Raw genomic sequence first — 22,996 nt, 5'->3', positions numbered from 1 at the left:
GGCCTCCCCGTTCACGTAACAAGTGTTATGGCAATGTACCGTGGCGGCATGCCACGCACCAAGGGAGATCACGAGGCCCGCCGGCGGGACGTGTCCGAGGCGGTCTGGCGGGTCATGGCCACGCGCGGCTTCGCGGGGCTGACGCTGCGCGCCGTCGCCGCCGAACTCGGCGCGACCACGGGCCTGCTCACGCACTACTTCCCGACCAAGCCGGCCCTGGTCGAGTACGCCCTCGACCTGCTCGACCGGCGCACCCGCGCCCGGCCCCGCCGCTCCACCGGGCCGGGTCTCGCGGCGCTGCGGGACGCGCTGCTCGACATCCTGCCGCTGACCCCCGAGGCCACCGACAGCAACCGCGTCTGGGTCTCCTCCTGGGACACCGCCCTCTCCGACCCCGCCCTGAGCGCCGGCCACGCCCGCAGGTACGCCGAGAGCCGCGCCCGCCTGGCGGAACGCGTGGCCGCCGCCCAGGCCCGCGGCGAAGTGGCCCCCGGCGACCCGGCCGGTATCGCGACGGGCGCCCAGTCCTTCACCCTCGGCCTGGTGGTGCAGGCGCTGCTCGCTCCGGCCCAGTTCCCGCCCGAGCGGCAGGTGGAGCTGCTGGACGAGTACCTGGCCGGGCTGGCCCCCCGCACCGAATGACGGCTCGGGCCACTGCGGGCCGGGCTGGCCCCCCGCACCGGGTGACGGCTCGGACCACTGCCCGGCGACCGGCCGCCCGGCGCGTGTCCGCGGTCCCTAGTCGTCCTCCCCGGCCACCGTGACGACGATCTTGCCCCGGGTGCGGCCCTCCTGGCTGAGCTGCTGGGCCTCCGCGGTGCGCTCCAGCGGGAAGGTCCGGTCCACGTGGACGGAGACGGCACCCTGGTCGGCCAACCGGGCGAGCTCGGTGAGGTCCTCGGCGTCGGGGCGGACGAACCAGTAGCGGCCGCCGTACTCGGTGACGTCCGGGTCGGCGATGGAGGCGAGGCGGCCGCCGGGGGTGAGGAGCTGGGCGGAGATCTTCAGGGTTTCGCCGCCGACGGTGTCGAAGGCCGCGTCCACCCCCTCGGGTGCGATCCCGCGCACCCGTTCGGCCAGGCCCTCGCCGTAGCTGACGGGTTCACCGCCGAGACTGCGTACGTAGGCGTGGTTGCGCTCGCTCGCGGTGCCGATGACGCGGGCGCCCAGATGGCTCGCGATCTGCACGGCGAGGGAGCCGACGCCGCCGGCGGCCGCGTGGACGAGCACGGTCTCGCCGCGCCTGACGTTCAGGATCTGGACGAGGACCTGGTAGGCGGTGAGGCCGGCCAGGGGCAGTCCTGCGGCCTCCTCGAAGGACATCGCGGCGGGCTTGCGGGCCAGGGTGCGCACCGGGGCGGCGATGTACTCGGCGAAGGTGCCGAGCGAGAGGAGGTCCTCGCGGACGTAGCCGATCACCTCGTCCCCCTCCTCGTACTCGACGACGGAGGCGCCGGGTCGCGCCACGACGCCGCTGACGTCCCAGCCGGTGACGACGGGGAAGACGGTGTTGAGGATCGGGTCGAGATAGCCTTCGCGGCACTTCCAGTCGACCGGGTTGACCGCGGCCGCGCGCACCCGGATCAGCACCTGGTCGGGGCCGACCTTCGGCTCGGGGAGCTCGCCGTACTCCAGCACCTCGGGGCCGCCGTAGCGGCGGTAGCTGATGGCCTTCATGATCTGGACCCTCCAGGGTGTTCACGCGCCACGCAACCCAGGTGTCCCGGTATGAGCGGTTCGCGGCGTTCGCACGTAGCCTGTCCGTCGCCGCCCGCCCCTATCCCCCGGGTCCCCCGGAAGTGGGCGCCTTGGCCGAGGAGGTGTGCCCGGTCACGTCATGGCACGGTTCCGGTGAACACACTGGACGGCATACCGACCGGTCGGCATCATGTGTCGGGTTCCTGTTCACCCGTTCGTAGGAGTGATGAATGAGCGCCGACCACCCGCCCGGACTCGATCTCGACCGGCTGCGCGCGCTGCTCGACCGTGAACGGCCCGGCCTGGTGACCGGCCCCCTGACCGGCAGGCTGATCGAGGGCGGCCGGTCGAACCTCACCTACGCCGTCTCCGACGGCACCTCGCGCTGGGTCGTCAGACGGCCCCCGCTCGGCCATGTGCTGGCCACCGCGCACGACATGCGGCGCGAGCACCGGGTGATCAGCGCCCTGCACCCCACACGCGTGCCGGTCCCCCGGCCGGTGCTGCTGTGCGAGGACGACGAGGTGCTGGGCGCGCCGTTCTACGTCATGGAGTTCGTCGAGGGCACCCCGTACCGCACGGCGGACCAGCTCGCGCCGCTCGGCCCGGAGCGCACCCGGAACGCGGTGCTGTCGCTGGTGGACACGCTGGTCGAGCTGCACGCGGTGGACCCCGCCGAGGTGGGCCTCGCCGACTTCGGCCGCCCCGAGGGCTTCCTGGACCGCCAGTTGCGCCGCTGGGGCAAGCAGCTCGACGCCTCCCGCAACCGCGAACTGGCGGGCGTGGACGAGCTGCACGCGGCCCTCGGCCGCTCCCTGCCGACCTCCCCGGCCCCGGCCGTGGTGCACGGCGACTACCGCCTCGACAACGTGCTGATCGGCGACGGCGACCGGATCGAGGCGATCCTCGACTGGGAGATGTCGACCCTCGGCGACCCGCTGACCGACCTGGGCCTGCTGGTGATGTACAGCCAGCCGCTCGGCATGACGGACTCCCCCGTCTCCACCACCGCCGAGGCCCCCGGCCACCCCTCCCCCGCCGAGCTGATCGAGCGGTACGCGGAGCGCTCCGGGCGCGACGTCTCGGACATCGGCTGGTACACGGCGTTCGCCTGGTTCAAGCTCGCCGTGATCCTGGAGGGCATCCACTACCGGTACACCCTCGGCCAGACGGTGGGGCGCGGCTTCGACCGCATCGGGGACCTGGTGCCCGTCTTCATCGACCACGGACTGACCACTCTTCAGGAAGGCTAAAGCAGATGGACTTCGCGTTCGACGCGCGCACGGAGGAACTGCGGGAGCGGCTCCTCGCCTTCATGGACGAGTACGTGTACCCGGCCGAGCCGGTCGCCGAGGAGCAGCGGGCCCTGCTGGCCTCCCCGTGGGACACCCCGGCGGTGGTGGAGGAGCTGAAGGCCGAGGCGCGCAGGCAGGGTCTGTGGAACCTCTTCCTGCCCGACCCGGAGCACGGTGCCGGGCTGACCAACCTCCAGTACGCGCCGCTCGCCGAGATCACCGGCCGGTCCCCGCAGTTGGCGCCGACCGCGCTGAACTGCGCGGCGCCGGACACCGGGAACATGGAGGTGCTGGCGCAGTTCGGCACCGACGAGCAGAAGAAGCGGTGGCTGGAGCCGCTGCTGGCCGGGGAGATCCGGTCGGCGTTCGCCATGACCGAGCCGGAGGTGGCCTCCTCGGACGCCACCAACATCACCACGCTGATCGAGCGGGAGGGTGACGAGTACGTCATCACCGGGCGCAAGTGGTACATCTCCGGGGCGATGAACCCGGACTGCGAGATCTTCATCCTCATGGGCAAGACCGACCCGGACGGCGCGGACATCCGGCGCCAGCAGTCGATGGTGCTGGTCCCGCGTGACACGCCCGGTGTGACCGTGAAGCGGGCCATGCGGGTCTTCGGGTACGAGGACCACTCCCATGGCGGCCACGCGGAGGTCGTCTTCGACCACGCGCGCGTGCCGGTCGCCAACCTGGTGGGCGAGGAGGGCGGCGGCTTCGCCATCGCGCAGGCCCGGCTGGGTCCGGGTCGCATCCACCACTGCATGCGGCTGATCGGCATGGCCGAGCGGGCCATCGAGCTGATGTGCCGGCGGGCGGTCGCCCGTACCGCGTTCGGCAAGGCGCTGGCCCAGCAGGGCGTGGTGCAGAACTGGATCGCCGACGCTCGGGTGACGGTGGAGCAGCTCCGGCTGCTGGTGCTGAAGACGGCCTGGCTGATGGACACCGTCGGCAACCGGGGCGCCCACACCGAGATCCAGGCCATCAAGATCGCCACCCCGCGCGCGGTGGTGGACATCCTGGACCGGGCGATCCAACTGCACGGCGCGGGCGGGGTGAGCCAGGACTTCCCGCTGGCCGAGCTGTACGCGGGCGCGCGCACGCTGATGCTCGCGGACGGTCCGGACGAGGTGCACCAGCGCTCGCTGGCCCGGCGTGAGCTGAAGAAGTACCTGTAGCGGAAGCACTGTTGTAAGGGGCGCCCGCGATGGCGGGCGCCCCTTACGCGTGCGGTCAGGGCCGCAGGGCGCGCAGGAGGAGGTCGGCGAGGTGGTCGGCGACCTGCTGCGGGGTGAGCGGGCCCTTGGGGCGGTACCAGGTGGACAGGTGGTGGACCGAGCCGAAGTGGTAGTCCACGACCAGGTCGGCCGGGGTGGCGGTGGTGAACACGCCCTCGCGCTGGCCCTCTTCGATGAGCGCGCGGAACCGTTCGTGGTAGCGGCGGCGCTCGGCGCGGACCTGCTTGTTCTTCTCGGGGCTCAGGTGGTGCATCGAGCGGAAGAAGATCATCGCGTCGTCGAGGTTCTCGATGGTGGTGACGACGACGTCGGCGGCCGCGTCCCGCACCCGCTTCTCCACCGGCTCGTCGGCGTCCGCGAAGGCGTCCAGGCGCTCCTGCTGGACGCGCAGCACACGGGCGTAGACCTCGTGCAGGAGGTCGTCCTTGGAGCCGAAGTAGTGGTAGAGCGCGCCCTTGGTGACTCCGGCGGCCTCCACGATCTCCTGCACCGAGGTGCGGTCGTAGCCCTGCTCGGCGAAGAGGCGGGTCGCGGCGTCCAGCAGCCGCCGCGGGACGGGCGTCGTGTCTCCGTCCGTGGTCCTGGGCACTGCCGCCACCTGCCTTTCCGTCGTGTCGAAGACTGATCTCACCTGGCGCGGGAACGCTCTCCCGCCGGAGGATCTTCCCATCCCGCGGCGGCCGCGGGTGGCGCGGGCCGGGTCAGCGGGACTCCTCCCAGGCACGCTGGAGGCGGTTCATGCCTCCCAGCCACTTGTCGGGGAGGGCCGCGCGGGCCTGGTAGTACTCGGCGACCTCGGGGTGCGGCAGGATCAGGAAGCGGTCCTCGGCCATGCCTTCGAAGAGGGCGTCCGCGACGTCGGCCGGCTCGATGGCGGTCGGCTGGAGCACCAGGTCGCCCGCGCTGCCGGTGGCGGCCAGCATGTCGGTGCGCACGCCCTGCGGGCAGATGGCGTGCACCTTGACGCCCCGGTGGCGGTAGGTGAGGGACAGCCATTCGGCGAAGGCCAGCGCGCCGTGCTTGGTGACGCTGTAGGAGGGTGCGCCGATCATAGTGAGCAGTCCGGCGGCGGAGACGGTGGAGACGAACCGGCCGCCGCCGTTCTCCAGCCAGTCGGGCAGCAGATCGTGGGCGGCGCGGACGTGGGCCATCACGTTGACGTCCCAGGACACCGCCCACGAGCGCTCGTCCAGCGGGGCGCCGGGCACCCCGTCCTCGAAGGCGACGCCCGCGTTGGCGCAGTACACGTCGATGGTGCCGCCGAGTGCCGCGCGGGCCTCGGCGACGATGCCGGAGGCGTCGCCGGGTACGGCGGTCGCGCCGATCTCCTCGGCCACGGCCTTGGCCTTGTCGGCGTCCAGGTCGTTGACGACGACGCGGGCGCCCTCGGCGGCGAACCTGCGGGCCAGTGCGGCCCCGATCCCTCCGCCCGCCCCGGTGACGACGACTCCGGCGTCCTGCACGGCTTCCACCAGCGGCCTCCTTCGGCAACGGCTGTACGCGGCGGTGCGGCCGCGGCGCCAGACTAACCAGTCGGTATGCCGTAGGGAAGGGGAATCCCCGACGGCCACGGTCCGGCGCGTTCCCTGGCGGGCCGCCAGGCGCTAGCGTCCCCGTGGTCATGACACCCGCCGCGCTCACGGAGGTCCACGTATGACGCTGTCCAGACGGAGCCTGCTCGCCACCAGCGCCACGGCCGCGGCCGGAGCCGCCGTCCCGGCCCCCGCCTCGGACGCCGGTGCGGGGCACCGGGTGCGCACCGGGTTCGAGCGGCTGGCCGCCGACGGCTACGCCCTGCTGGCCGGGCGGAAGGTCGGGGTCGTGACCAACCCGACCGGGATCACCCGCGACGTCCGGCACATCGTCGACGTGATGCACGCGGACGACCGGGTGCGGCTGACCGCCGTCTTCGGCCCCGAGCACGGTTTCCGGGGCACCGCCCAGGCGGGCGGCTCTGAGGGGCGGTACGACGACCCGGCGACCGGGCTGCCGGTCTACGACACGTATCTGAAGAGCGGCAAGGCGCTCGCCGACGTCTTCACCGCCTCCGGGGTGGACACGGTCGTCTTCGACATCCAGGACGCGGGCGCCCGCTTCTACACGTACATCTGGACGCTGTACGACTGCATGGAGGCGGCCGCGCTCGCGGGCAAGCGGTTCGTGGTGCTGGACCGGCCGAACCCGGTGACCGGCCGCGCGGCCCTGGGGCCGGTGCTGCACGAGGAGTTCGCCACGTTCGTCGGCCGGCGCCCGATCGCGCAGGCGCACGGGATGACGGTGGCGGAGCTGGCCCGGCTGTTCAACGGGGAGTTCCTCGACGAGCGGGTGCCGCTTCAGACGGTGGCGATGACGGGCTGGCGGCGCGGGATGTTCTTCGACGGGTGCGGGCTGCCCTGGGTGCCGCCGAGCCCGAACATGCCGACGCCGGAGACCGCGCTGGCGTACTCCGGCACCTGTCTGTTCGAGGGCACCAACCTCTCCGAGGGCCGGGGCACCACGCGCCCCTTCGAACTCCTCGGCGCGGAGGGGATCGACGGGCGCTGGGCGGAGGCCGCGAACGGGCTCGGTCTGCCGGGGGTGCGGTTCCGGGAGGCGTACTTCGCGCCGACGTTCTCCAAGTTCGCGGGGAAGACGGTGGGCGGGGTCCAGCTCCATGTGCACGACCGGGCGGCCTTCGACCCGGTGCTCACCGGGGTGGCGCTGCTGGTGACGGCGCGGCGGGTGTGGGACGGCTTCGCCTGGCGGCCGGACAACTGGATCGACAAGCTGACGGGTTCGGAACTGGTCCGCACGAAGATCGACGCCGGGGCCGGGGCGGAGGAGGTGGCGACCGCCTGGCACGGCGAGCTGGCGGCGTTCCGCCGGGTGCGGGCGCGGTACCTGGCGTACCGCTGAGCGCGGCGGCCCCTGGTGAGGAGCCGCCGCTGTCGAGCGGTCAGCGGTCAGCGGTCAGCGGTCAGCGGTCAGCGGTGCGAGGTGTACTCCACGACCTGCTGGTAGGTCGGCCGGTTCTGCCAACTGATGTTGCCGTGCTTGATCCCGCCGAGGGTGCGCTGCTGGATCGAGTCGGCGCACCACTGGTTCCCGGCCGAGCACAGGTCGTCGCCCGGGTAGACCTGGGCGGCGGTGAGCCCGGCGGCCTGCTTCAGCGTGCCGAGCAGGGCGTCCCGGCAGGCGGTGAGGCTGCCGTCGCCGCAGTACTTGCGGGCGAGGCCGCCCTGCACGGGTTCGCCGAGGACGGCCCGGATGTCCTTGTCGACGTAGCTCCACCAGCCGTACTGGAAGGAGCTTCCGGCGTGCGCGCCGGTCGGGCCGTGTCCGGCTGACGGTGCCTCGTCCACGGGCAGGTTGGCGCCGAACGCGCCGTACAGGCCGGCGCCGAGGCCGGGTTCGAACTCGGCCTTCACCAGCAGCGGCCACCAGGCGTCCAGGATGCGGATCGCGTCGGCGTCGGCGTACTTCTTCGACCCCGCCGAGGTCTCGGTGCGTTTCGCACCCGCGTCCAGCCACTGCTGGAGCTTGGCCGCCGCCGCGGCTGCCGTCGGGTCGCTCACCGGGGCCGAGTTGACCACCTTGAGCAGCTTGGGCAGCACGTCCTCGGCGCGCAGGTCGGCCAGTGCCGCGTCGGCCATGGCCTGCACCAGCTTGGTCCGGGTCACCCCGCCCTGCGCGACCAGCTTGCTCACCCGGTCGTCGAGGAGGTCGCCCCGGTGCACCGAGCCCTCGCCCCAGGGCGCGGCGGTGTACGCCTCGGCCTGCTTGTTGTTCCAGGAGATGTAGTAGTCCTGGTCGACCGAGTTCGGGTGGGCGGAGGCCGGGGTGTACTCGGCGATGTTGGCGGCCGGGTCCCAGTTCCGCCACTCGTAGGCGGGCTGTGCCCACACCGGGAACTCGGCGTCGACACCGGAGGCGCGGACCGGGTTGTCGCCGCTGTTGTAGTACGCGGTGTGCGCGGAGTCGGCGTAGAACCAGTTGAAGGTGAAGTTGATGTGCTGGGCCGCCTTCTGGAAGTCCTCGGGGCCCTTGACGTAGCCGGGGTCGTTCAGCATCTGGAAGCCGATGATCGAGTCGGCCTCGTGCAGGTAGGAGGAGCGCAGGGTCGTGTAGGCGACCTTCTTTCCGCCGACGGTCGCCCGGTACTGGACGGGGCCGTACTTGGTGCGCCACACGCGCATGGCGTACGAACCGGCCGCGGTGCCGTCGGCCACGGTGGGCTTCCAGGCGTTCTTCCGCTCGACCTGCTCCATCGCGGTGCAGGTGCCCCGGTAGAGGTAGTGGTGGTCGTCCTGGCACAGCTCGACCGCGTAGGTGTCGATGATGTCCTGGCCGGAGGTGGTGGCGCTCCACGAGTAGTCCTGGCCGCGGCCGAGTTCGACGTACATGCTCAGGCCCGCGAAGGAGGCGCCGCGGGCGCTGATGCCGGGGCCCTGGATCTCCTGGAGCAGCAGCAACTGCGGGGCGAAGTAGCCGGTCTGGGGGCCGAAGACGGCGACGGGGTGACCGCTCGCCGTGTGCTTGCCGCTGACCACCAGGGCGTTGGACATGCCGCGCCTGGCGGAGCTGAGCGTGTCCCTGGCTGCGGAGGTGGAGGTGCCCTTCGCCTTGGCGGTGGCGGCGCTGCCCGTGCGGTCGTACACCAGGGGCTCCTGGGTGACCGAGCCGGCGTCGGGCAGGGCGCGGCCCTGGGGGCTGTCGGGGCGGCCGGCGTAGGGGAAGCGCTGTCCGTCGTGGAGGGTGAGGACGGCCTCGGGGTCGTTGCGCTCCCGGAAGGACTCCCAGACGCGGGTGCCCTCCTCGACGCCGTACCTGGACTGGGCGGCGATCAGGGAGAGGGCGTTGTTCACCTCGCCGCCCCCGCCGGAGCCGAACAGGGTGCCGACGACCGAGGCGAGCGCCACCAGGTCGGTGACCTTGAAGTGGTCGATGGTGCCCGCGTTGGTGATGGAGTCCTTGTGGCCGGTGAGGACGTACTCGCCGGGGAAGTAACGGCCGCTGTCGGAGGCGTCGATGTAGGCGTTGATGCCGTCGAGGTAGGCGGTGACGTCGGCGAGGGCCTGCTGTCCGCGCTCGCCGTTGCGGGACACGGCGCTGTCGATCTGCGCCTGGAGGTCGGCCTCGGTGTAGGGGGCCTGGCGGTAGAACTCCTGCTCCAGGCCCTGGTTGGCGGGGGCGCCGCCGGCGAAGCCGGTCAACTGGCCGCGTCCCACGTGCCGGAACACGTCCATCAGCCAGAGCCGGTCCTGGCCGGCCGCGTATCCGGCGCCGAACTCGGTTCCGTAGCGCGTGGTTCCGGTGATGTGGGGCACGCCGGTCTTCTTGTCCCGGACGATCGTCACGTCGGTGCGCCCGGCGGGCTTCTCGGTGGAGGCGACCTGGTCGGCGGGGACGCCGAAGGAGGCGTCGTTGAAAAAGTTGTTGATCTTCGCGTCGGTCAGGCCGGGGTGTCCGGTGGCGAGATTCGCGTAGGGCCCGAGCTGGTCCTCGGCGTGCGCGGGCTGGGTGCCGAACGCCTGGTTGAGCAGGATCTGGGCCAGGGTGGCATTGCCGTTCTCACCCGGCGGAAGGATGTCCGAACACTGGCCGGAACAGTGGTCGTTCGCGGCGGTGGGGGCGCTTGTGGCGGCCGCCGCCTGACCGAGCGGTGAAAGACAACCGGCGATGAGGACGCATATCGAGGCCGTCTTCAGGAACCCGGAGAGTGTGCGAGGAGTTCTGAGTCTGTCGGACAACGCGTTACGTGGGGTGCGCCGTGGCATGGCAGCTCCTCCCGACGGGGGTGGGCCGGACGTTACCGCCGGTATCCCCGCGAACGAAGGTGAACATGCGTCAAGTTCGGCGGCCACTGGGGCCGGTGCCCGGCGGTCAACACGGAGCGCGTTATGGGAGGGCATCGGAAATCGGATGGAGCCGGATCGGCCCGCGACACGTCTATCCGGCGACGTCGCGCGAATGCCGTACGGCGACGCCGAGGTGACCGAAGAGCGGACACAGGTGTGACGGAGGTGCAGGGCGATGGCCGGATTCCGAAGTCTGGCGAGACAGGTGCGCGATCCGCGATGCGATCTGGCGCTGCGGCGCTACTCACTGCGCAAGTGCCTGGAGCGGTTCGCTCCTTACGGGCACCGGGCGACCTGGGACCATCTGTGCGCGCGGGCCGGTTTCGGCCCGGAGGACCGCTCCCCTGACCCGGCGCGGCTCGTGGCCGCACTGGAGGAGCTGGAGCAGGCGCGCGGTGTGTGGCTGGCCTACGAGGCCGAGTTCGCGGAACGCCGTAAGAAGGAGAAGCACGACGGGCTGCGCAGGCCCGGCACGGTGGACGACTGGCATCGGATGACCTGGGGCGGCTTCGGCGTCGCCTGGTGCGACGACCCGCGGCTGCACCCCCGTGAGCCGCTGGCCGAGGTACTGCACCGGCTGACCGGAGCGCTGGAGCGGCAGCCGGGGGCCCTGTGCCCGGTGTGCGACGGCGAGCGGCTGGTGTGGCGCTACGGCCTGGACCACGAGCCGTCCGCCGGACCCGTCTGCACGGACTGCGGCATCCTGGTGCCCCGCCCGGTGCTCACCGCGGGCGCGCTCGCCTCGGCCCGGCGGGAGCGGCTGCTGATGTCGGCCTGAGCGGGTAGGGCACCATGGCCCGGTGCAGGTCTGTCTGAACGGGAGCAGAACGGCGGCGGACGGGGCCCAAGTCCCGCTGACGCCGGATGAGTTGGCACGGTCGGCGGCGGAAGCGGTCGCCGCCGGGGCCACGGAGGTGCATGTGCATCCCCGGACGCCGTGCGGGCGGGAGTCCCTGTCCGCACGCGTCGTCGGGCCCGTGGTCGAAGCGCTGCGCGAGCGCGCAGGGGTGCCCGTCGGGGTGACCACCGGCGCCTGGGCCGAGCCCGGTCCGGCCGAGCGGCTGGCGCGGGTGCGGTCCTGGTCGGTGCTGCCCGACTTCGCCTCGGTCAACTGGCATGAGCCGGGCGCCGAGGAGCTGGCGGAGCTGCTGCTCGCGCGGGGCGTCGGCGTGGAGGCGGGCCTCTGGTCCGGCACGGTGGGTGCGGCGCGGTTCGCGGTCTCGCCGCTGGGGCCGCGCGTACTGCGGGTGCTGGCGGAGGTGACGGACCCCGACCCGGCCACCGCCGAGGCGTCGGCACACGCCCTGCTGGCCGAGCTGGGCACGGCGCATGGCCGTCCCGTCCTGCTGCACGGCGAGGAGGGCGGCGCGTGGCCGGTGCTGCGGCTGGCCGGACGGCTGGGCCTGGCGACGCGCATCGGGCTGGAGGACACGCTGTTCCTGCCCGATGGCCAACGTGCGCTGTCGAACGCCCGGTTGGTGTCTGCGGGGCTGGCGGAGCACGGGGCTCAGCGGGACCAGTAGGGGTCGTTCCAGCGGGTGTCGTACGGCAGCGCGAGCAGGGCCGTGCGGTCGGCCAGGTCGGTCAGGCCCAGGGAGCGGAGGCGGGCGGGGGCGTGCCGGCCCAGCCAGGTCTGGAGTTCCTCGCGAGTGTGGGGCTCGTCGTCCGGGCGCCACCAGGTGAAGGGCCAGCGGTCGGCGAGAAGGTCGTGCGACCACCATTCCACGCAGTCCGCGAGATGCGCGTCGGCCTCGGGTCCGGCCTCCCACACCGCCAGCAGCGGCGCCGCCTCGCCGAGTACGGAGCAGCAGACCTCGAACATGTCCCGGACCGGGTAGGGCGGCTCGGCGGCGCCGAGGGCCTCCCGCCACCAGGCGCCGAAGAACACCTCGACCGCTCGCGCCTGGGCTCCCGGCCAGGACCGCCAGTCCACCCGGCTCAACCCGAGCGGCCCCCACCCGGTGTCCTCCAGGGTGCCGTCGGCCATGGCGTGCGCGCCCTGCGGCAGCAGGCGGCGCATCGCGGCGGCGTGGTCGGCGAAGTGCTGCGGCGACTTGTACAGGAAGCGGTTCAGCAGCGCGGCCGGCACGCGGGTGTGCGGGCTCCGCAGATACGCCGCGTCCTCGGCGGTGCAGCAGTAGCGGGCGCAGCCGAACTCGGCGCGGCTCGCCTCGCCGTTGAACACCACGTCGATCTCCGCGAGCGCGGCGGTGAGTTCAGGGGTGCGCACGCGGCCGGCGCTCCTCCCGCATCAGCCGGGACCCGGGCCCGCGTTCGCCGAAGACGTCGTCCGGGTTGGACAGGACGCAGGTGGCCAGGGAGAGGCAGCCGCAGCCGATGCAGTCGGTGAGGTGGTCGCGCAGCCGGTTGAGCTGGTTGATCCGGTCGTCCAGTTCGGAGCGCCACGCCTCGGAGAGCCGGGCCCAGTCCGCGCGGGTCGGGGTGCGCTCCTCGGGCAGCTCCGCGAGGGCCTCGCGGATGGTGGCGAGCGGGATGCCGACCCGCTGGGCGGCGCGTACGAAGGCCACCCGGCGCAGGGTGTCGCGGGTGTAGCGGCGCTGGTTGCCGGAGGTGCGGCGGCTGGCGATCAGGCCCTTGGCCTCGTAGAAGTGCAGGGCGGAGACGGCCACGCCGCTGCGCGCGGACAACTGGCCTACGGTCAGCTCGTGGATCTTCTCGGGAAGCTGGGGCACCGTCCCGAGCCTACCGACCCGCCCGGACCCGCGAGCCGTTGACAGGCGCCGCGCACCCCACCATGCTAAGCAGTTGCTTAGACACGCGACGCGAGAGGCCGGGATCATGGCAGAACCGAGGACCTTCACCTCCCCCGACGAGCTGAAGGCCGCCGTGGGCGAGCAGCTCGGCCACACCGACTGGCTGGAGGTCGACCAGAAGCGGATCGACCTGTTCGCGGAGGCCACCGGCGACCACCAGTGGATCCACGTCGACCCGGAGAAGGCCGCGGCGGGCCCGTTCGGCACCACCATCGCCCACGGCTACCTGACCCTGTCCCTGCTCCCCCTCTTCGGGCCGCAGCTCATCGCGGTCGAGGGCGTGCGGATGGGCGTCAACTACGGCACGAACAAGGTCCGTTTCCCCGCTCCCGTGCCGGTCGGCTCCCGGCTGCGCGCCACCGCGGTGATCACGAACGTGGAGGACGTGCCCGGCGGCGTCCAGGTGTCGGTCGCCTTCACCGTGGAGCGCGAGGGCGGCGACAAGCCGGTGTGCGTGGCGGAGTCGGTGTCCCGGTACTACTTCTGAGGGCGCGTGGCCGGGGTCAGTGGGCCCCGACCATCCGCAGCACGAGACCGGCGTAGAGGTCGCCGACCTGGTCGGGGGTGCGCGGGCCGTCCACGTTGAACCAGCGGGCCACGTCGATGCAGAGCGACAGGATGGCGAGGGTGGTGCCCTGCACGTCGGGCACATCGAACTCGCCGGCGGCGACCCCGTCCTCGATGATCCCGCGCACCTCGGCGTCCACCTGGCGGCGCAGCGCGACGATCTCGGCGCGGGCGTCGGGGCCGAGCGCGTCCAGCTCGTACTGCACGACCCGCGCGGTGGTGCGGCGGCCGGCGTGCCAGCGGACGAAGGAGCTGACACCGTCCGCGAGCCGCTCGGCCGCCGTGCCCTCGCCGCGCGCGGCGGTGCGCAGGATGTCGAGCGCCTTGTCGTGGCCGATGCGGCTGATCCGGTGGAGCAGCTCTTCCTTGGTCTTGTAGTGGATGTAGAGCGCGGCGGGGCTCATCCCGGCGCGGCCCGCGATGTCGCGGGTGGTGGTGGCGTGATACCCGCGCTCGGCGAAGGCTTCCACGGCGGCGACGAGAAGCCGCCGGGCCGCGTCAGGGGTGACCTCCGCCCACGGCTCGGCCTCGCCGTCGACCATCTCCTCCGCCGCACTCATCGCTCGCCCCTCCTCGGTGACAGGAGCACCACCATACCGCCGAAGGTGAGCGCCCGCTTAGTGAGACTGCTGCGGACCTGGGGTCTTGCGGTACGGGTCGTGGGCCGTGAGGAGTTCCTCCATGCGGGCCTGGTCGACTCTGCTGACGATCTCCCCGGCCTCCTGTCTGTCGCGGATCACCTTGGCGAGGGTGAAGGCGGAGGTGACGAGGTAGAGGACGGCGATGGCGAGGAAGCCGCGCACCCAGGCGTTGGCGTCCAGCCGGTAGATGCCGATCGCGGTGGCCGTCATGGCGACGGCGAAGGAGGCGACGGCCTGACCGTAGAAGGCGGCCGTGCTCTGCTGCTTGACGGGTGTGTCGCTCATGAGACGAGTCTCGGCGGACGCGGCGCGGGCCACATCCGCCGAGGTACTCAGTGCCGGTACTCAGAAAGCTGAAACACCTGTGAGCGCCCGGCCGATGAGCAGCTTCTGGATCTGGCTGGTGCCCTCGTACAGGGTCATCACGCGGGCGTCGCGCAGGAGCTTGCCGACCGGGTACTCGTCGATGTAGCCGTAACCGCCGAACACCTGAAGGGCGTTGGAGGCCGCGCGCACGGCGGCCTCGGAGGCGAACAGCTTGGCCTTGGAGGACTCGGTGGCGAACGGCTCGCCCCGGTCGACCAGGTCGGCGACCCGCCAGGTGAGCAGCCGGGCGGCGTCCACGTCCACGGCGATGTCGCTGATCAGCTCCTGGACGAGCTGGTGCCGGGCGATGGAGGTGCCGAACTGCTCGCGCTCGCCCGCGTACCGGACGGCCGCGTCCAGGGCGGCCTGGGCTATGCCGACGCAGCCCGCGGCGACCGACATCCGGCCCTTGGCGAGCGCGGACATGGCGACGGAGAAGCCCTTGCCCTCCGCGCCGACCATGGCGGAGGCGGGCACCCGCACGTCTTCCAGGACCAGTTCGGCGGTGGCCTGGCCGCGCAGGCCGAGTTTGCCGTGGATGGCGCGGCGGGTGAGGCCGGGCGTGTCGGTGGGGACCAGGAAGGCGGAGACGCCCTTGTGGCCGGGGGCGTCGGTGGAGCGGGCGAAGAGCAGGACGACGTCGGCCCAGGTGCCGTTGGTGATGAACATCTTGGTGCCGCTGAGCACGTAGTCGTCGCCGTCGCGTACGGCCCGCGTGGTGAGGTTGCCCGCGTCGGAGCCGGTGCCGGGCTCGGTGAGGCCGAAGCAGCCGATCAGCTCGCCGGAGGTCAGCCCAGGCAGCCACCGCCGCTTCTGCTCCTCGCTCCCCCACGCCGCTATCGACTTGGCGACCAGACCGAGGGAGACGGAGACGATCCCGCGCACCGAGGAGTCCCCGCGTCCCAGCTCCTCGGTGACCAGGCAGTACGCGAGATGGTCGCCGCCGGAGCCGCCGTACTCCTCGCCGATGGTCAGCCCCAGGAAGCCGACCTCGCCGAGCTTCTTCACGATGCCCCGGTCGACCTCCTCGGCACGGTCCCAGGCCGTCACGTACGGGGCGATCTCGCGCTCCACGAAGTCACGGGCCAACTGCCGTACGGCCGCCTGCTCCTCGCTCAAGCCCAGGTCCACCACGCGATCACCCCACACGGCCTCGGCGGGAACCCCGCAAGGCCCTTGAAAGACGTACATTTAAATTAGCACTGCTAGTTTCTGCTCGCAGCCCTACTATGTGCGCCATGGCCCGACCGCGCAAGCCCCTCCTCAGCACCGACCGGATCGTCCAGACGGCGCGGGCCCTCGTGGACGCCGAGGGCCTCCAGGCCGTCTCCACCCGGCGGCTCGCCGCCGAGCTCGGCGTCAGCGGGCCCTCCCTCTACAACCACTTCCGCACCAAGGACGAGATCCTGGAGGCGGTCGCGGACTCGGTGAGCGCGCAGGTCGACCTGTCGATGTTCGAGGACGGCCGGGACTGGCGGACCGCGCTGCACGACTGGGCCGTCTCCTACCGGTCCGCGCTGCGCGACCACCCCAACGTCGTCCCGGTCCTCGCGCACGGCCCCGGCCGCCGTCCGGCCGGACTGCGCCTGGCGGACGCGGTGTACGGGGCGATGGTCGACGCGGGCTGGTCGCCCGCGCAGGCGACCTCGATCGGCGCGCTGATGCGGTACTTCATCATGGGCTCCGCGCTCGGCTCCTTCGCCGCGGGCTTCGTGGACGACGCGAGCGCCTACGACCCCGCCGACTACCCCCACCTCGGTCAGGCCCACCTCCTCGCCGAGCAGCAGCACAAGATCGACGAGCGGGCCTTCGAGACCGGACTTGCGGCCCTGCTGGACGGGCTGGAGCGGCAGTACGGGCAGCCGGAGCCCGGGGCCCGGCCATGATTCGGCGGCCACCGAAGTGTCCGTGCCGCATGCTGGGCGCATGACCGCCAGGGACCCGCGGGCCGCCGCTCTCGCCTCGCTCGCCGCGCTGCTCGCCGACGAGACGCGGGCCGGCTGTCTGCTGACCCTGCTGGACGGGCGCGCGTGGACCGCCGGGGAACTCGCCCGGCACGTCGCGGTCGCGCCCTCCACGCTCAGCGAGCACCTGAACCGGCTGGTCGCGGGCGGCCTGCTCGCGCAGGAACGTCAGGGCCGGCACCGGTACGTCCGGCTGGCCGACCCGCGCGCGGCGCAGTTGGTCGAGGACCTGGCCGCGCATCTGCCGCAGGACGCGGTGCGCCAGGTCCCGCGCTCCTTGCGGGAGTCGAGCGCCGGGTCCGCGATGGCGCGGGGCCGCACCTGCTACGACCACCTCGCCGGCCGGCTGGGCATCGCGGTCACCGACGCGCTGACCGCGCGCGGACTGCTGCGCCAGGACACCGGGTTCGCGCTCACCGACGCGGGGCTCGCCTGGTTCGGGGACGCGGGCATCGGCGTGGACCGCTCCACACGCCGCCCGCTGGCCCGCGCCTGCCTCGACTGGACCGAGCGGCGCCCGCATCTCGGGGGCGCGGCGGGCGCCGCACTGTGCCGGCACGCGCTGGACACCGGCTGGTGCGTCCGCGTGGGCTCGGGGCGCGCGGTGCGGGTGACGCCCGCGGGGGCGCGTGCGCTGGCCGACCTGCTGGGCATCGACGGGCGGGCGCTGGCCTGACACCCCCTTTTTCTCCACCCCCTTTCCTTCCCTCCCTTTTTCCCTTCCTTCTCTCCCCGCTTCTCTCCTTACTTCTCTCCGCCGTCTTCTTCTCCACCGATCCGAGGAGTCCGATGGACCTCAGTCCGCGTCATCGTCTGCTGCCCGCGGCCGCCGCCGTGGTCACCGTGCTGCTGTGGGCGTCCGCCTTCGTGGTGATCCGCACCGCCGGGGACGCCTACTCGCCGGGTGCGCTGGCGCTCGGACGGCTGCTCGCGGGCGGTCTCACCCTGGCCGCGCTGTGCGCCGTACGGCGTGAGGGGCTGCCGCCGCGCGCCGCCTGGCCGGGCATCCTGGTGTCCGGGGTGCTCTGGTTCGGTTTCTACATGGTGGCCCTGAACTGGGGCGAGCAGCGGGTGGACGCGGGCACGGCCGCCCTGGTGGTGAACGTCGGCCCGCTGCTGATCGCCCTGTTCGCCGCCCGGTTCCTCGGGGACCCGATGCCGCCCCGGCTGCTGGCGGGGATGGCGGTGTCGTTCACCGGCGCGGTGATCGTGGGTCTGTCCATGTCGGCCGGGGGCGGCGGTTCCTCTGTGCTCGGCGTGGTGGCCTGCCTGCTCGCGGCGGTCGCGTACGCGGCCGGGGTGGTCGCGCAGAAGCCCGCCCTGGCACGGGCGAGCGCCCTGCAGGTGACGACGTACGGCTGCCTGGTCGGCGCGGTGGCCTGCCTGCCGTTCGCCGGGCAACTGGTGTCGGAGGCGGCACACGCCCCGCTGTCGGCGACGCTGGGCATGGTGTACCTCGGCGTCTTCCCGACCGCGCTCGCGTTCACCGCCTGGGCCTACGCCCTGGCCCGCACCAGCGCCTCCAAGCTGGGCGCGACGACGTACGCCGTGCCCGCGCTGGTCGTGGTGATGTCCTGGCTGGCCCTGGGCGAGGTACCGGGACCGGTCATGCTGGGCGGCGGCCTCCTGTGCCTGGCGGGCGTGGCCGTGGCCCGGTCGCGCGGGCGTGCGGCGCCGGCCCGGGTGACGGACGCGGCGCCCCGGCCCGACCGGGTGCGCTGAGTCCGGTCAGAACACCACCAGCGCCCGGCCGCCCCGGCCCGCAAGCATGGCGTCGAAGGCGGCCGGGATGTCCTTCAGGGTGATGTGCTCGGTGACGAGGGCGGAGAGGTCGAGGCGGCCCTCGCGGATGTGGGCGGCGATGGCCGGGAGGTCGCGGGCGGGGTCGGAGTTGCCGTAGACGCAGCCGGAGAGGGTGCGGCCCCAGTGGAAGAGCTCCAGGGCGTTGAAGGTGACCTGCTGGTCCTTGCCGCCGATGCCGACGACCGTGGTGCGCCCGCCCCGGCGGGTGGACTCCCAGGCGGCGCGGATGCTCTGCGCGCGGCCCGCGCACTCCACGGCCACGTCGACGCCCTGCTTGTCCGTGAGGGCGCGGATCGCGCGCGGGGTCTGTTCGTCGGCGAGCACGAAATCGGTGGCGCCGCAGGCGCGGGCCAGCTCCTCCTTCTGCTCGGTGACGTCCACAGCGACGATGCGGGAAGCGCCCGCGATCCGGGCCGCCTGGAGGGTCGCGAGCCCGACCCCGCCGACCCCGAACACGGCGACCGTCTCACCGGGCCGGACCTGTGCCGAGTGGTGGACGGCGCCGTAGCCGGTGAGGACGGCGCAGCCGAGGAGGGCCGCGTCGGTGAGCGGCACGCCCTCGGGAAGCGGCAGCGCGCAGGCGGCGGGTACGACGGTCTCCTCGGCGAACGCGCCCACGTTCAGGCCGGGATGGAGTTCGGTGCCGTCGGCGGTGCGGGCGTGGACGCGGGCGGCGCCGTCGAGCGCGCTGCCGCACAGCCAGACCTCGCCGCGCGCACAGGCCGGGCAGCCTCCGCAGGCGGGGGCCCAGTTGAGGACGACGGGCGTGCCGGGCGCGAGTCCGGCCACTCCTTCACCGACGGCCGTCACGGTGCCGGCGCCCTCGTGGCCGAGGACGGCGGGGACCGGCACCCGCATGGTGCCGTTGGACAGGGACAGGTCGGAGTGGCAGACCCCGGCGGCTGCCAGGCGCACCCGCACCTGGCCGGGCCCCGGCTCGGGCAGTTCGATGCCGGTGATCTCCAGCGGGGCCCCGACTGCGGGCAGGACGGCGGCTCGTACGGTCATCGCGCGCGATCTCCTCAGAACTGCAGGGACTTGGTCTGGAGGTACTCGGCCAGTCCGTGCGTGCCGAGTTCCCGGCCCACCCCGGACTGCTTGTACCCGCCGAAGGGGGCGAGGGGGTTGAAGCGGCCGCCGTTGATGTCGACCTGCCCGGTGTGCATCCGGCGGGCGAACGCGGCGGCCTCCTCCGCGTCCCCGGCCCACACGGCGCCCGCGAGGCCGTACACGGTGCCGTCGGCGATGCGCAGCGCGTCCTCCTCGTCCTCGTAGGCGAGTACGCAGAGCACGGGGCCGAAGATCTCCTCCTGCGCGATCGTCATCTCGGGGGTGACGTCCGCGAAGACGGTCGGGCTGACGAAGTACCCCTTCTCCCGCGGGGTTTCGGTTCCACCCGCGACCAGCCGGGCGCCCTCGGCGACACCCCGCTCGATGTAGCCGCGCACCCTGGCGTGCTGCCTGGCGTTGACGACGGGCCCGATGCGGTCGCCGTACTTCGCCGCGGCGGCGGCCGCCAGTCCGACCGCCTCCTCGTACCGGTCGCGGTGGACCAGCATCCGGGTCCAGGCGCTGCAGGTCTGGCCGGAGTTGGACATCACGTTGGCGACGCCGACGTTGACCGCCTTGGCGAGGTCGGCGCTCGGCAGGATGACGTTGGCGGACTTGCCGCCGAGTTCGAGCGCGACCCGCTTCACGCCCGCTCCGGCGGCCGCGCCGATCTCCCGGCCGACGGCGGTGGAACCGGTGAAGGAGACCATGTCGACACCGGGATGCCCGGCGAGGGCCCGTCCGGCTTCCGTACCGAGGCCGGTGACAAGGTTGAACACCCCGGCGGGGACACCCGCGTCATGGACGGCCTCGGCGAAGAGCTGGGCGGTGAGCGGGGTGTCCTCGGCGGGCTTGAGCACGATCGCGCAGCCCGCGGCGAGCGCCGGGGCGACCTTGGCGACAATCTGGTGGAGCGGGTAGTTCCAGGGGGTGATCGCGCCGACGACGCCCACGGGCTCGTGCAGGACGGTGGAGCTGCCGATCCGCTCCTCGAAGGGGTGGGCGGCGGCCAGTTCGGCGTAGGAGGCGGCCACGGCGAGCGGCAGGCCGACGTGCACGGCGCGCGCGAACTGCGGTGGAGCGCCCAGTTCGGCGGTGACCGTCTCGGTGAAGTCCTCCTCGCGGGCGGCCAGCGCGTCCCGCAGGGCGGCCAGTCGGGCGGCACGCTCGACCGGGGGCGTGGCGGCCCAGCCGGGCAGCGCGGCACGGGCGGCCCGCACGGCGGCGTCGACGTCGGCCGCGCCGCCCGCCGGGACGCGGCCGATGACCTCCTCGTCGACGGGGTTCACGACCTCGATGACGTCCGGGCTCTCGGCCGGGCGCCATGCGCCGTCGATGTAGAGACCGTCGTGTGGCTTCATGGTGCTTCCTCCCGGCGGTGTGGCATGCGTCCGGCCCGGCCAGAAGACTCCCAGGACTCCGGCGCCTTCGGGGGTGACCACGCACCAAACTAGCGGTGTTAGTTTTCCGGCGCCAGGGATGCCGGGGTGCTCGCGGGGCTGAGCCGGACCGGGATTCCGTTGAGGACGGCGTTGCCGGACAGGGGATCGAGGAGGGTGCCGTCGAGGAGCTGGTTGACGTTGACGCCGGGTTCGCGTCCGGCGTGGGTCAGCCGGGTGCCGGGACGGCCGTGGCCCCAGCCGTGCGGGAGGCTCACCACGCCGGGGCGGATGGCGTCGGTGACCTCGGCCGGCGCGGTCACCTCTCCCCCGGCGCCCTTGATCCGCACCGGCTCGCCGTCGCGCACGCCGAGACGCTCGGCGTCCTCGGGGTGCAGGTGCAGGGTGCAGCGGTTGGTGCCGCCGGTGAGGGCGGGCACGTTGTGCAGCCAACTGTTGTTGGAGCGCAGATGGCGGCGGCCGACGAGGACGAGCCCGGTGGGCCGCTCGCGCAGGGCCTCGCGCAGCCGGGGCAGGTCGGCGGCGATGGGGGCGGGCAGCAGCTCGACCTTGCCACTGGGCGTCTTCAGCGGCTGGGGCAGGCGGGGGCGCAGCGGGCCGAGGTCGATGCCGTGCGGGTTCCCGAGCAGGCGGGCGAGGGTGAGGCCGTCGGGGCGGGCGCCGAAGCCGTCGCCGTAGGGGCCAAGGCGCAGCATCAGGTCGAGGCGGCGCTCGGGGCCGTCGGCGCCGGTGAGCAGCCCGGCCAGTTCGCGCGGGTCGCGCCCGTGGACCGGGGAGTGGGGTTCCTGGACAGCCTTGCCGAGGGTCTGCTCGATGACCATGGTGTCGACAGCGGCCGGGTCGGCGCCGTGCATGCCGCTCGCGGCGAGGACCAGCCGGGCGAGTATCTCGGTCTCGGCCATCCTGCCGGGCTCCAGCGGGACGGCGGGCCGGGTGTAGCGGACCTGGTTGCGGACGGCCAGGGTGTTGAACGCGAAGTCGTGGTGCGGGCTCTGCGCGGGCGGCGGCGGGGGCAGCACGACGTGGGCGTGGCGGGAGGTCTCGTTGAGATAGGGATCGACACTGACCATGAAGTCCATGGATTCCAGGGCCTTGTCGAGCCGGTCCCCGTCGGGCGCGGACAGCACCGGGTTGGCGGCGATCACGATCAGCGCGCGTACGGGTTCGCCCTCGGGGGTGGCGGTGTCGATCTCCTCGGCGAGCGCGGAGAGCGGCAACTCCCCCTTCGCCTCCGGAAGCTGTCGTACGCGGCTGTGCCAGCGGCCGAGCGTGAAGCCCCGGCCGGGGCCGGCGGGGCGGGGGGTGCGGTCGGTGGCGGCCTGGGGGAAGAGGGCGCCGCCGGGGCGGTCGAGGTTGCCGGTGAGGGTGTTGAGCACGTCGACGAGCCAGCTCGCCAGTGTGCCGTGCGGGACGGTGCAACTGCCGATGCGGGCGTAGACGGCGGCGGTGGGGGCGGCGGCGAGTTCACGGGCGAGGGCGCGGATGGTGTCCGGCTCGACGTCGCACGCTCCGGCGACCGCCTCGGGCGTGAAGTCCGCCAGTTCCTGCCGGAGTCCGGGCAGCCCGTCGACGTGTGCCGCGAGGTCTCCGAGGTCCACCAGACCCTCCTCGAACAGCACGGTGGCCATCGCGGCGAGCAGCAGGGCGTCGGCGCCGGGCCGGATGGCGATGTGCCGGTCGGCGAGCTTGGCGGTGCGGGTGCGCCGGGGGTCCACGACGGTGAGGGTGCCGCCGCGCGCCTTGAGCGCCCTGAGCTTGCCGGGGAAGTCCGGCGCGGTGCACAGGCTTCCGTTGGACTCCAGGGGGTTGGCGCCGATCAGGAGGAGGTGGTCGGTGTGGTCGAGGTCGGGCACGGGGATGGCGTTGGCGTCGCCGAACAGCAGGCCGCTGGAGACGTGCTTGGGCATCTGGTCGACCGTGGAGGCGGTGAACAGGGAGCGGGTGCGTACCGCGCCGAGCAGGACGGTGGGATAGAGGGCGCCTGCCATGGTGTGCACGTTGGGGTTGCCGAGGACCACCCCGAGGGCGTCGGCGCCGTACCGCTCCACGACCGGGCGTAGGCCCCGCGCGACCGCGTCGAACGCCTCCTCCCAACTTGCCTCGCGCAGCTCGCCGTTCTCGCGGATCAGCGGGGTGCGCAGCCGGTCGGGGTCGGCGTCGAGCGCGCCGAAGGAGGCGCCCTTGGGGCAGATGAAGCCCTTGCTGAACACGTCGTCACGGTCGCCCCGGGCGCCGGTGACTCGGGTGCCCTCGATGGTGAGGGTCAGCCCGCAGGTGGCCTCGCACAGGGGGCAGATACGCAGAGCGGTGCGGGACACGGGTCCTCCCGGAGGGTCGGCGGCGCTGCCGGACGGGCACGGGCG

The 22,996-nt window shown here is 72.9% G+C and carries 22 protein-coding genes; 10 read left to right on the top strand and 12 right to left on the bottom strand.

The features are described from left to right. Positions 1 to 48: 48 nt before the first annotated feature. Positions 49 to 642, top strand: coding sequence for a TetR/AcrR family transcriptional regulator (locus HEK131_RS09295; RefSeq protein WP_244334353.1), 594 nt, complete (start codon positions 49 to 51; stop codon positions 640 to 642). Between the two features lie 96 nt (positions 643 to 738). On the opposite strand, the gene HEK131_RS09290 is transcribed toward HEK131_RS09295, so the two are convergent. Further along, complete coding sequence (locus tag HEK131_RS09290; protein WP_244334352.1) at positions 739 to 1,677, bottom strand: NADP-dependent oxidoreductase; 939 nt, start codon at positions 1,675 to 1,677, stop codon at positions 739 to 741. A 251-nt stretch (positions 1,678 to 1,928) separates the two neighbouring features. On the opposite strand from HEK131_RS09290, the gene HEK131_RS09285 reads away from it, so the two are divergent. Together HEK131_RS09285 and HEK131_RS09280 are read left to right on the top strand one after the other, a co-directional pair. Next, positions 1,929 to 2,951, top strand: a complete 1,023-nt coding sequence (locus HEK131_RS09285; RefSeq protein ID WP_217462867.1) for a phosphotransferase family protein — start codon at positions 1,929 to 1,931, stop codon at positions 2,949 to 2,951. Positions 2,952 to 2,956: 5 nt separating this feature from the next. Continuing rightward, positions 2,957 to 4,171, top strand: a complete 1,215-nt coding sequence (locus HEK131_RS09280) for an acyl-CoA dehydrogenase family protein (protein ID WP_217462866.1) — start codon at positions 2,957 to 2,959, stop codon at positions 4,169 to 4,171. A 55-nt stretch (positions 4,172 to 4,226) separates the two neighbouring features. Here HEK131_RS09280 and HEK131_RS09275 read toward each other — a convergent pair whose 3' ends face one another. Both HEK131_RS09275 and HEK131_RS09270 read right to left on the bottom strand, forming a co-directional pair. After that, a complete protein-coding gene (locus HEK131_RS09275) occupies positions 4,227 to 4,820 on the bottom strand; it encodes a TetR/AcrR family transcriptional regulator (protein WP_217462865.1) in 594 nt (197 codons plus the stop codon). 112 nt (positions 4,821 to 4,932) lie between these two features. Further along, positions 4,933 to 5,706, bottom strand: a complete 774-nt coding sequence (locus HEK131_RS09270) for an SDR family oxidoreductase (RefSeq protein WP_244451974.1) — start codon at positions 5,704 to 5,706, stop codon at positions 4,933 to 4,935. Positions 5,707 to 5,884: 178 nt separating this feature from the next. Between HEK131_RS09270 and HEK131_RS09265 the strand changes: the two genes are divergently transcribed. Continuing rightward, positions 5,885 to 7,126, top strand: a complete 1,242-nt coding sequence (locus HEK131_RS09265; protein WP_244334351.1) for an exo-beta-N-acetylmuramidase NamZ family protein — start codon at positions 5,885 to 5,887, stop codon at positions 7,124 to 7,126. Between the two features lie 68 nt (positions 7,127 to 7,194). Here the strand turns inward: HEK131_RS09265 and HEK131_RS09260 are convergent, their stop codons facing one another. Next, positions 7,195 to 9,987: a penicillin acylase family protein gene (locus HEK131_RS09260; RefSeq protein WP_244334350.1), complete on the bottom strand. Its 2,793-nt coding sequence runs from the start codon at positions 9,985 to 9,987 to the stop codon at positions 7,195 to 7,197. 256 nt (positions 9,988 to 10,243) lie between these two features. On the opposite strand from HEK131_RS09260, the gene HEK131_RS09255 reads away from it, so the two are divergent. Together HEK131_RS09255 and HEK131_RS09250 are read left to right on the top strand one after the other, a co-directional pair. Next, a complete protein-coding gene (locus tag HEK131_RS09255) occupies positions 10,244 to 10,846 on the top strand; it encodes a hypothetical protein (protein ID WP_161148869.1) in 603 nt (200 codons plus the stop codon). A gap of 22 nt (positions 10,847 to 10,868) precedes the next feature. Then, positions 10,869 to 11,591 (top strand): 3-keto-5-aminohexanoate cleavage protein, encoded by a 723-nt coding sequence (locus HEK131_RS09250; protein WP_244334349.1) that lies wholly within the window; start codon positions 10,869 to 10,871, stop codon positions 11,589 to 11,591. Here HEK131_RS09250 and HEK131_RS09245 read toward each other — a convergent pair. Both HEK131_RS09245 and soxR read right to left on the bottom strand, forming a co-directional pair. Further along, positions 11,576 to 12,298, bottom strand: coding sequence for a hypothetical protein (locus HEK131_RS09245; protein WP_244334348.1), 723 nt, complete (start codon positions 12,296 to 12,298; stop codon positions 11,576 to 11,578). The two genes, HEK131_RS09250 and HEK131_RS09245, sit on opposite strands and share 16 nt — an antisense overlap. Further along, the gene (gene soxR, locus HEK131_RS09240) at positions 12,285 to 12,761 is read right to left on the bottom strand and encodes a redox-sensitive transcriptional activator SoxR (protein WP_244334347.1); all 477 of its coding nucleotides are present in this window, start codon (positions 12,759 to 12,761) and stop codon (positions 12,285 to 12,287) included. Before soxR ends, HEK131_RS09245 begins: the two co-directional genes overlap by 14 nt. A gap of 106 nt (positions 12,762 to 12,867) precedes the next feature. Between soxR and HEK131_RS09235 the strand changes: the two genes are divergently transcribed. Continuing rightward, entirely contained in the window at positions 12,868 to 13,329 is a 462-nt protein-coding gene (locus tag HEK131_RS09235) for a MaoC family dehydratase (RefSeq protein WP_244334346.1), read from the top strand. A gap of 16 nt (positions 13,330 to 13,345) precedes the next feature. On the opposite strand, the gene HEK131_RS09230 is transcribed toward HEK131_RS09235, so the two are convergent. From HEK131_RS09230 to HEK131_RS09220, 3 genes are read right to left on the bottom strand one after another with little or no spacing between them, the layout of a single operon-like run. Beyond that, positions 13,346 to 13,969 carry a TetR/AcrR family transcriptional regulator gene (locus HEK131_RS09230; protein WP_244334345.1) on the bottom strand — a complete coding sequence of 208 codons (624 nt, stop codon included), beginning with the start codon at positions 13,967 to 13,969 and terminating at the stop codon, positions 13,346 to 13,348. Between the two features lie 57 nt (positions 13,970 to 14,026). Continuing rightward, positions 14,027 to 14,335 (bottom strand): YiaA/YiaB family inner membrane protein, encoded by a 309-nt coding sequence (locus HEK131_RS09225; protein ID WP_217462857.1) that lies wholly within the window; start codon positions 14,333 to 14,335, stop codon positions 14,027 to 14,029. Positions 14,336 to 14,395: 60 nt separating this feature from the next. After that, a complete protein-coding gene (locus HEK131_RS09220; protein WP_217462887.1) occupies positions 14,396 to 15,547 on the bottom strand; it encodes an acyl-CoA dehydrogenase family protein in 1,152 nt (383 codons plus the stop codon). Between the two features lie 107 nt (positions 15,548 to 15,654). On the opposite strand from HEK131_RS09220, the gene HEK131_RS09215 reads away from it, so the two are divergent. The 3 genes from HEK131_RS09215 (at position 15,655) to HEK131_RS09205 (ending at position 18,102) form a co-directional block, all read left to right on the top strand. After that, entirely contained in the window at positions 15,655 to 16,302 is a 648-nt protein-coding gene (locus tag HEK131_RS09215) for a TetR/AcrR family transcriptional regulator (RefSeq protein WP_244334344.1), read from the top strand. Positions 16,303 to 16,342: 40 nt separating this feature from the next. Then, positions 16,343 to 17,056 (top strand): ArsR/SmtB family transcription factor, encoded by a 714-nt coding sequence (locus HEK131_RS09210; protein ID WP_244334343.1) that lies wholly within the window; start codon positions 16,343 to 16,345, stop codon positions 17,054 to 17,056. Positions 17,057 to 17,169: 113 nt separating this feature from the next. After that, a complete protein-coding gene (locus tag HEK131_RS09205; RefSeq protein WP_217462854.1) occupies positions 17,170 to 18,102 on the top strand; it encodes a DMT family transporter in 933 nt (310 codons plus the stop codon). Positions 18,103 to 18,108: 6 nt separating this feature from the next. Here the strand turns inward: HEK131_RS09205 and HEK131_RS09200 are convergent, their stop codons facing one another. From HEK131_RS09200 to HEK131_RS09190, 3 genes are all read right to left on the bottom strand, one after another. Then, the gene (locus HEK131_RS09200) at positions 18,109 to 19,191 is read right to left on the bottom strand and encodes a Zn-dependent alcohol dehydrogenase (RefSeq protein ID WP_217462853.1); all 1,083 of its coding nucleotides are present in this window, start codon (positions 19,189 to 19,191) and stop codon (positions 18,109 to 18,111) included. Positions 19,192 to 19,205: 14 nt separating this feature from the next. Continuing rightward, positions 19,206 to 20,594 carry an aldehyde dehydrogenase family protein gene (locus HEK131_RS09195; protein WP_244334342.1) on the bottom strand — a complete coding sequence of 463 codons (1,389 nt, stop codon included), beginning with the start codon at positions 20,592 to 20,594 and terminating at the stop codon, positions 19,206 to 19,208. Positions 20,595 to 20,692: 98 nt separating this feature from the next. Next, complete coding sequence (locus tag HEK131_RS09190) at positions 20,693 to 22,951, bottom strand: molybdopterin oxidoreductase family protein (RefSeq protein WP_244334341.1); 2,259 nt, start codon at positions 22,949 to 22,951, stop codon at positions 20,693 to 20,695. Positions 22,952 to 22,996 lie beyond the last annotated feature (45 nt).

Source organism: Streptomyces seoulensis, assembly GCF_022846655.1.
GTDB lineage: Bacteria > Actinomycetota > Actinomycetes > Streptomycetales > Streptomycetaceae > Streptomyces.
Note: the sequence above shows the minus strand (reverse complement) of the source record. Positions and strands in the feature narration are given on the sequence as shown.

Excerpts from the sequence above, each read along its gene's own strand:
- HEK131_RS09295 (WP_244334353.1), top strand. The coding sequence starts at position 49 with ATGCCACGCACCAAGGGAGATCACGAGGCCCGCCGGCGGGACGTGTCC.
- HEK131_RS09290 (WP_244334352.1), bottom strand. The coding sequence starts at position 1,677 with ATGAAGGCCATCAGCTACCGCCGCTACGGCGGCCCCGAGGTGCTGGAG.
- HEK131_RS09285 (WP_217462867.1), top strand. The coding sequence starts at position 1,929 with ATGAGCGCCGACCACCCGCCCGGACTCGATCTCGACCGGCTGCGCGCG.
- HEK131_RS09280 (WP_217462866.1), top strand. The coding sequence starts at position 2,957 with ATGGACTTCGCGTTCGACGCGCGCACGGAGGAACTGCGGGAGCGGCTC.
- HEK131_RS09265 (WP_244334351.1), top strand. The coding sequence starts at position 5,885 with ATGACGCTGTCCAGACGGAGCCTGCTCGCCACCAGCGCCACGGCCGCG.
- HEK131_RS09260 (WP_244334350.1), bottom strand. The coding sequence starts at position 9,987 with ATGCCACGGCGCACCCCACGTAACGCGTTGTCCGACAGACTCAGAACT.
- HEK131_RS09255 (WP_161148869.1), top strand. The coding sequence starts at position 10,244 with ATGGCCGGATTCCGAAGTCTGGCGAGACAGGTGCGCGATCCGCGATGC.
- HEK131_RS09235 (WP_244334346.1), top strand. The coding sequence starts at position 12,868 with ATGGCAGAACCGAGGACCTTCACCTCCCCCGACGAGCTGAAGGCCGCC.
- HEK131_RS09230 (WP_244334345.1), bottom strand. The coding sequence starts at position 13,969 with ATGAGTGCGGCGGAGGAGATGGTCGACGGCGAGGCCGAGCCGTGGGCG.
- HEK131_RS09225 (WP_217462857.1), bottom strand. The coding sequence starts at position 14,335 with ATGAGCGACACACCCGTCAAGCAGCAGAGCACGGCCGCCTTCTACGGT.
- HEK131_RS09215 (WP_244334344.1), top strand. The coding sequence starts at position 15,655 with ATGGCCCGACCGCGCAAGCCCCTCCTCAGCACCGACCGGATCGTCCAG.
- HEK131_RS09210 (WP_244334343.1), top strand. The coding sequence starts at position 16,343 with ATGACCGCCAGGGACCCGCGGGCCGCCGCTCTCGCCTCGCTCGCCGCG.
- HEK131_RS09205 (WP_217462854.1), top strand. The coding sequence starts at position 17,170 with ATGGACCTCAGTCCGCGTCATCGTCTGCTGCCCGCGGCCGCCGCCGTG.
- HEK131_RS09200 (WP_217462853.1), bottom strand. The coding sequence starts at position 19,191 with ATGACCGTACGAGCCGCCGTCCTGCCCGCAGTCGGGGCCCCGCTGGAG.
- HEK131_RS09195 (WP_244334342.1), bottom strand. The coding sequence starts at position 20,594 with ATGAAGCCACACGACGGTCTCTACATCGACGGCGCATGGCGCCCGGCC.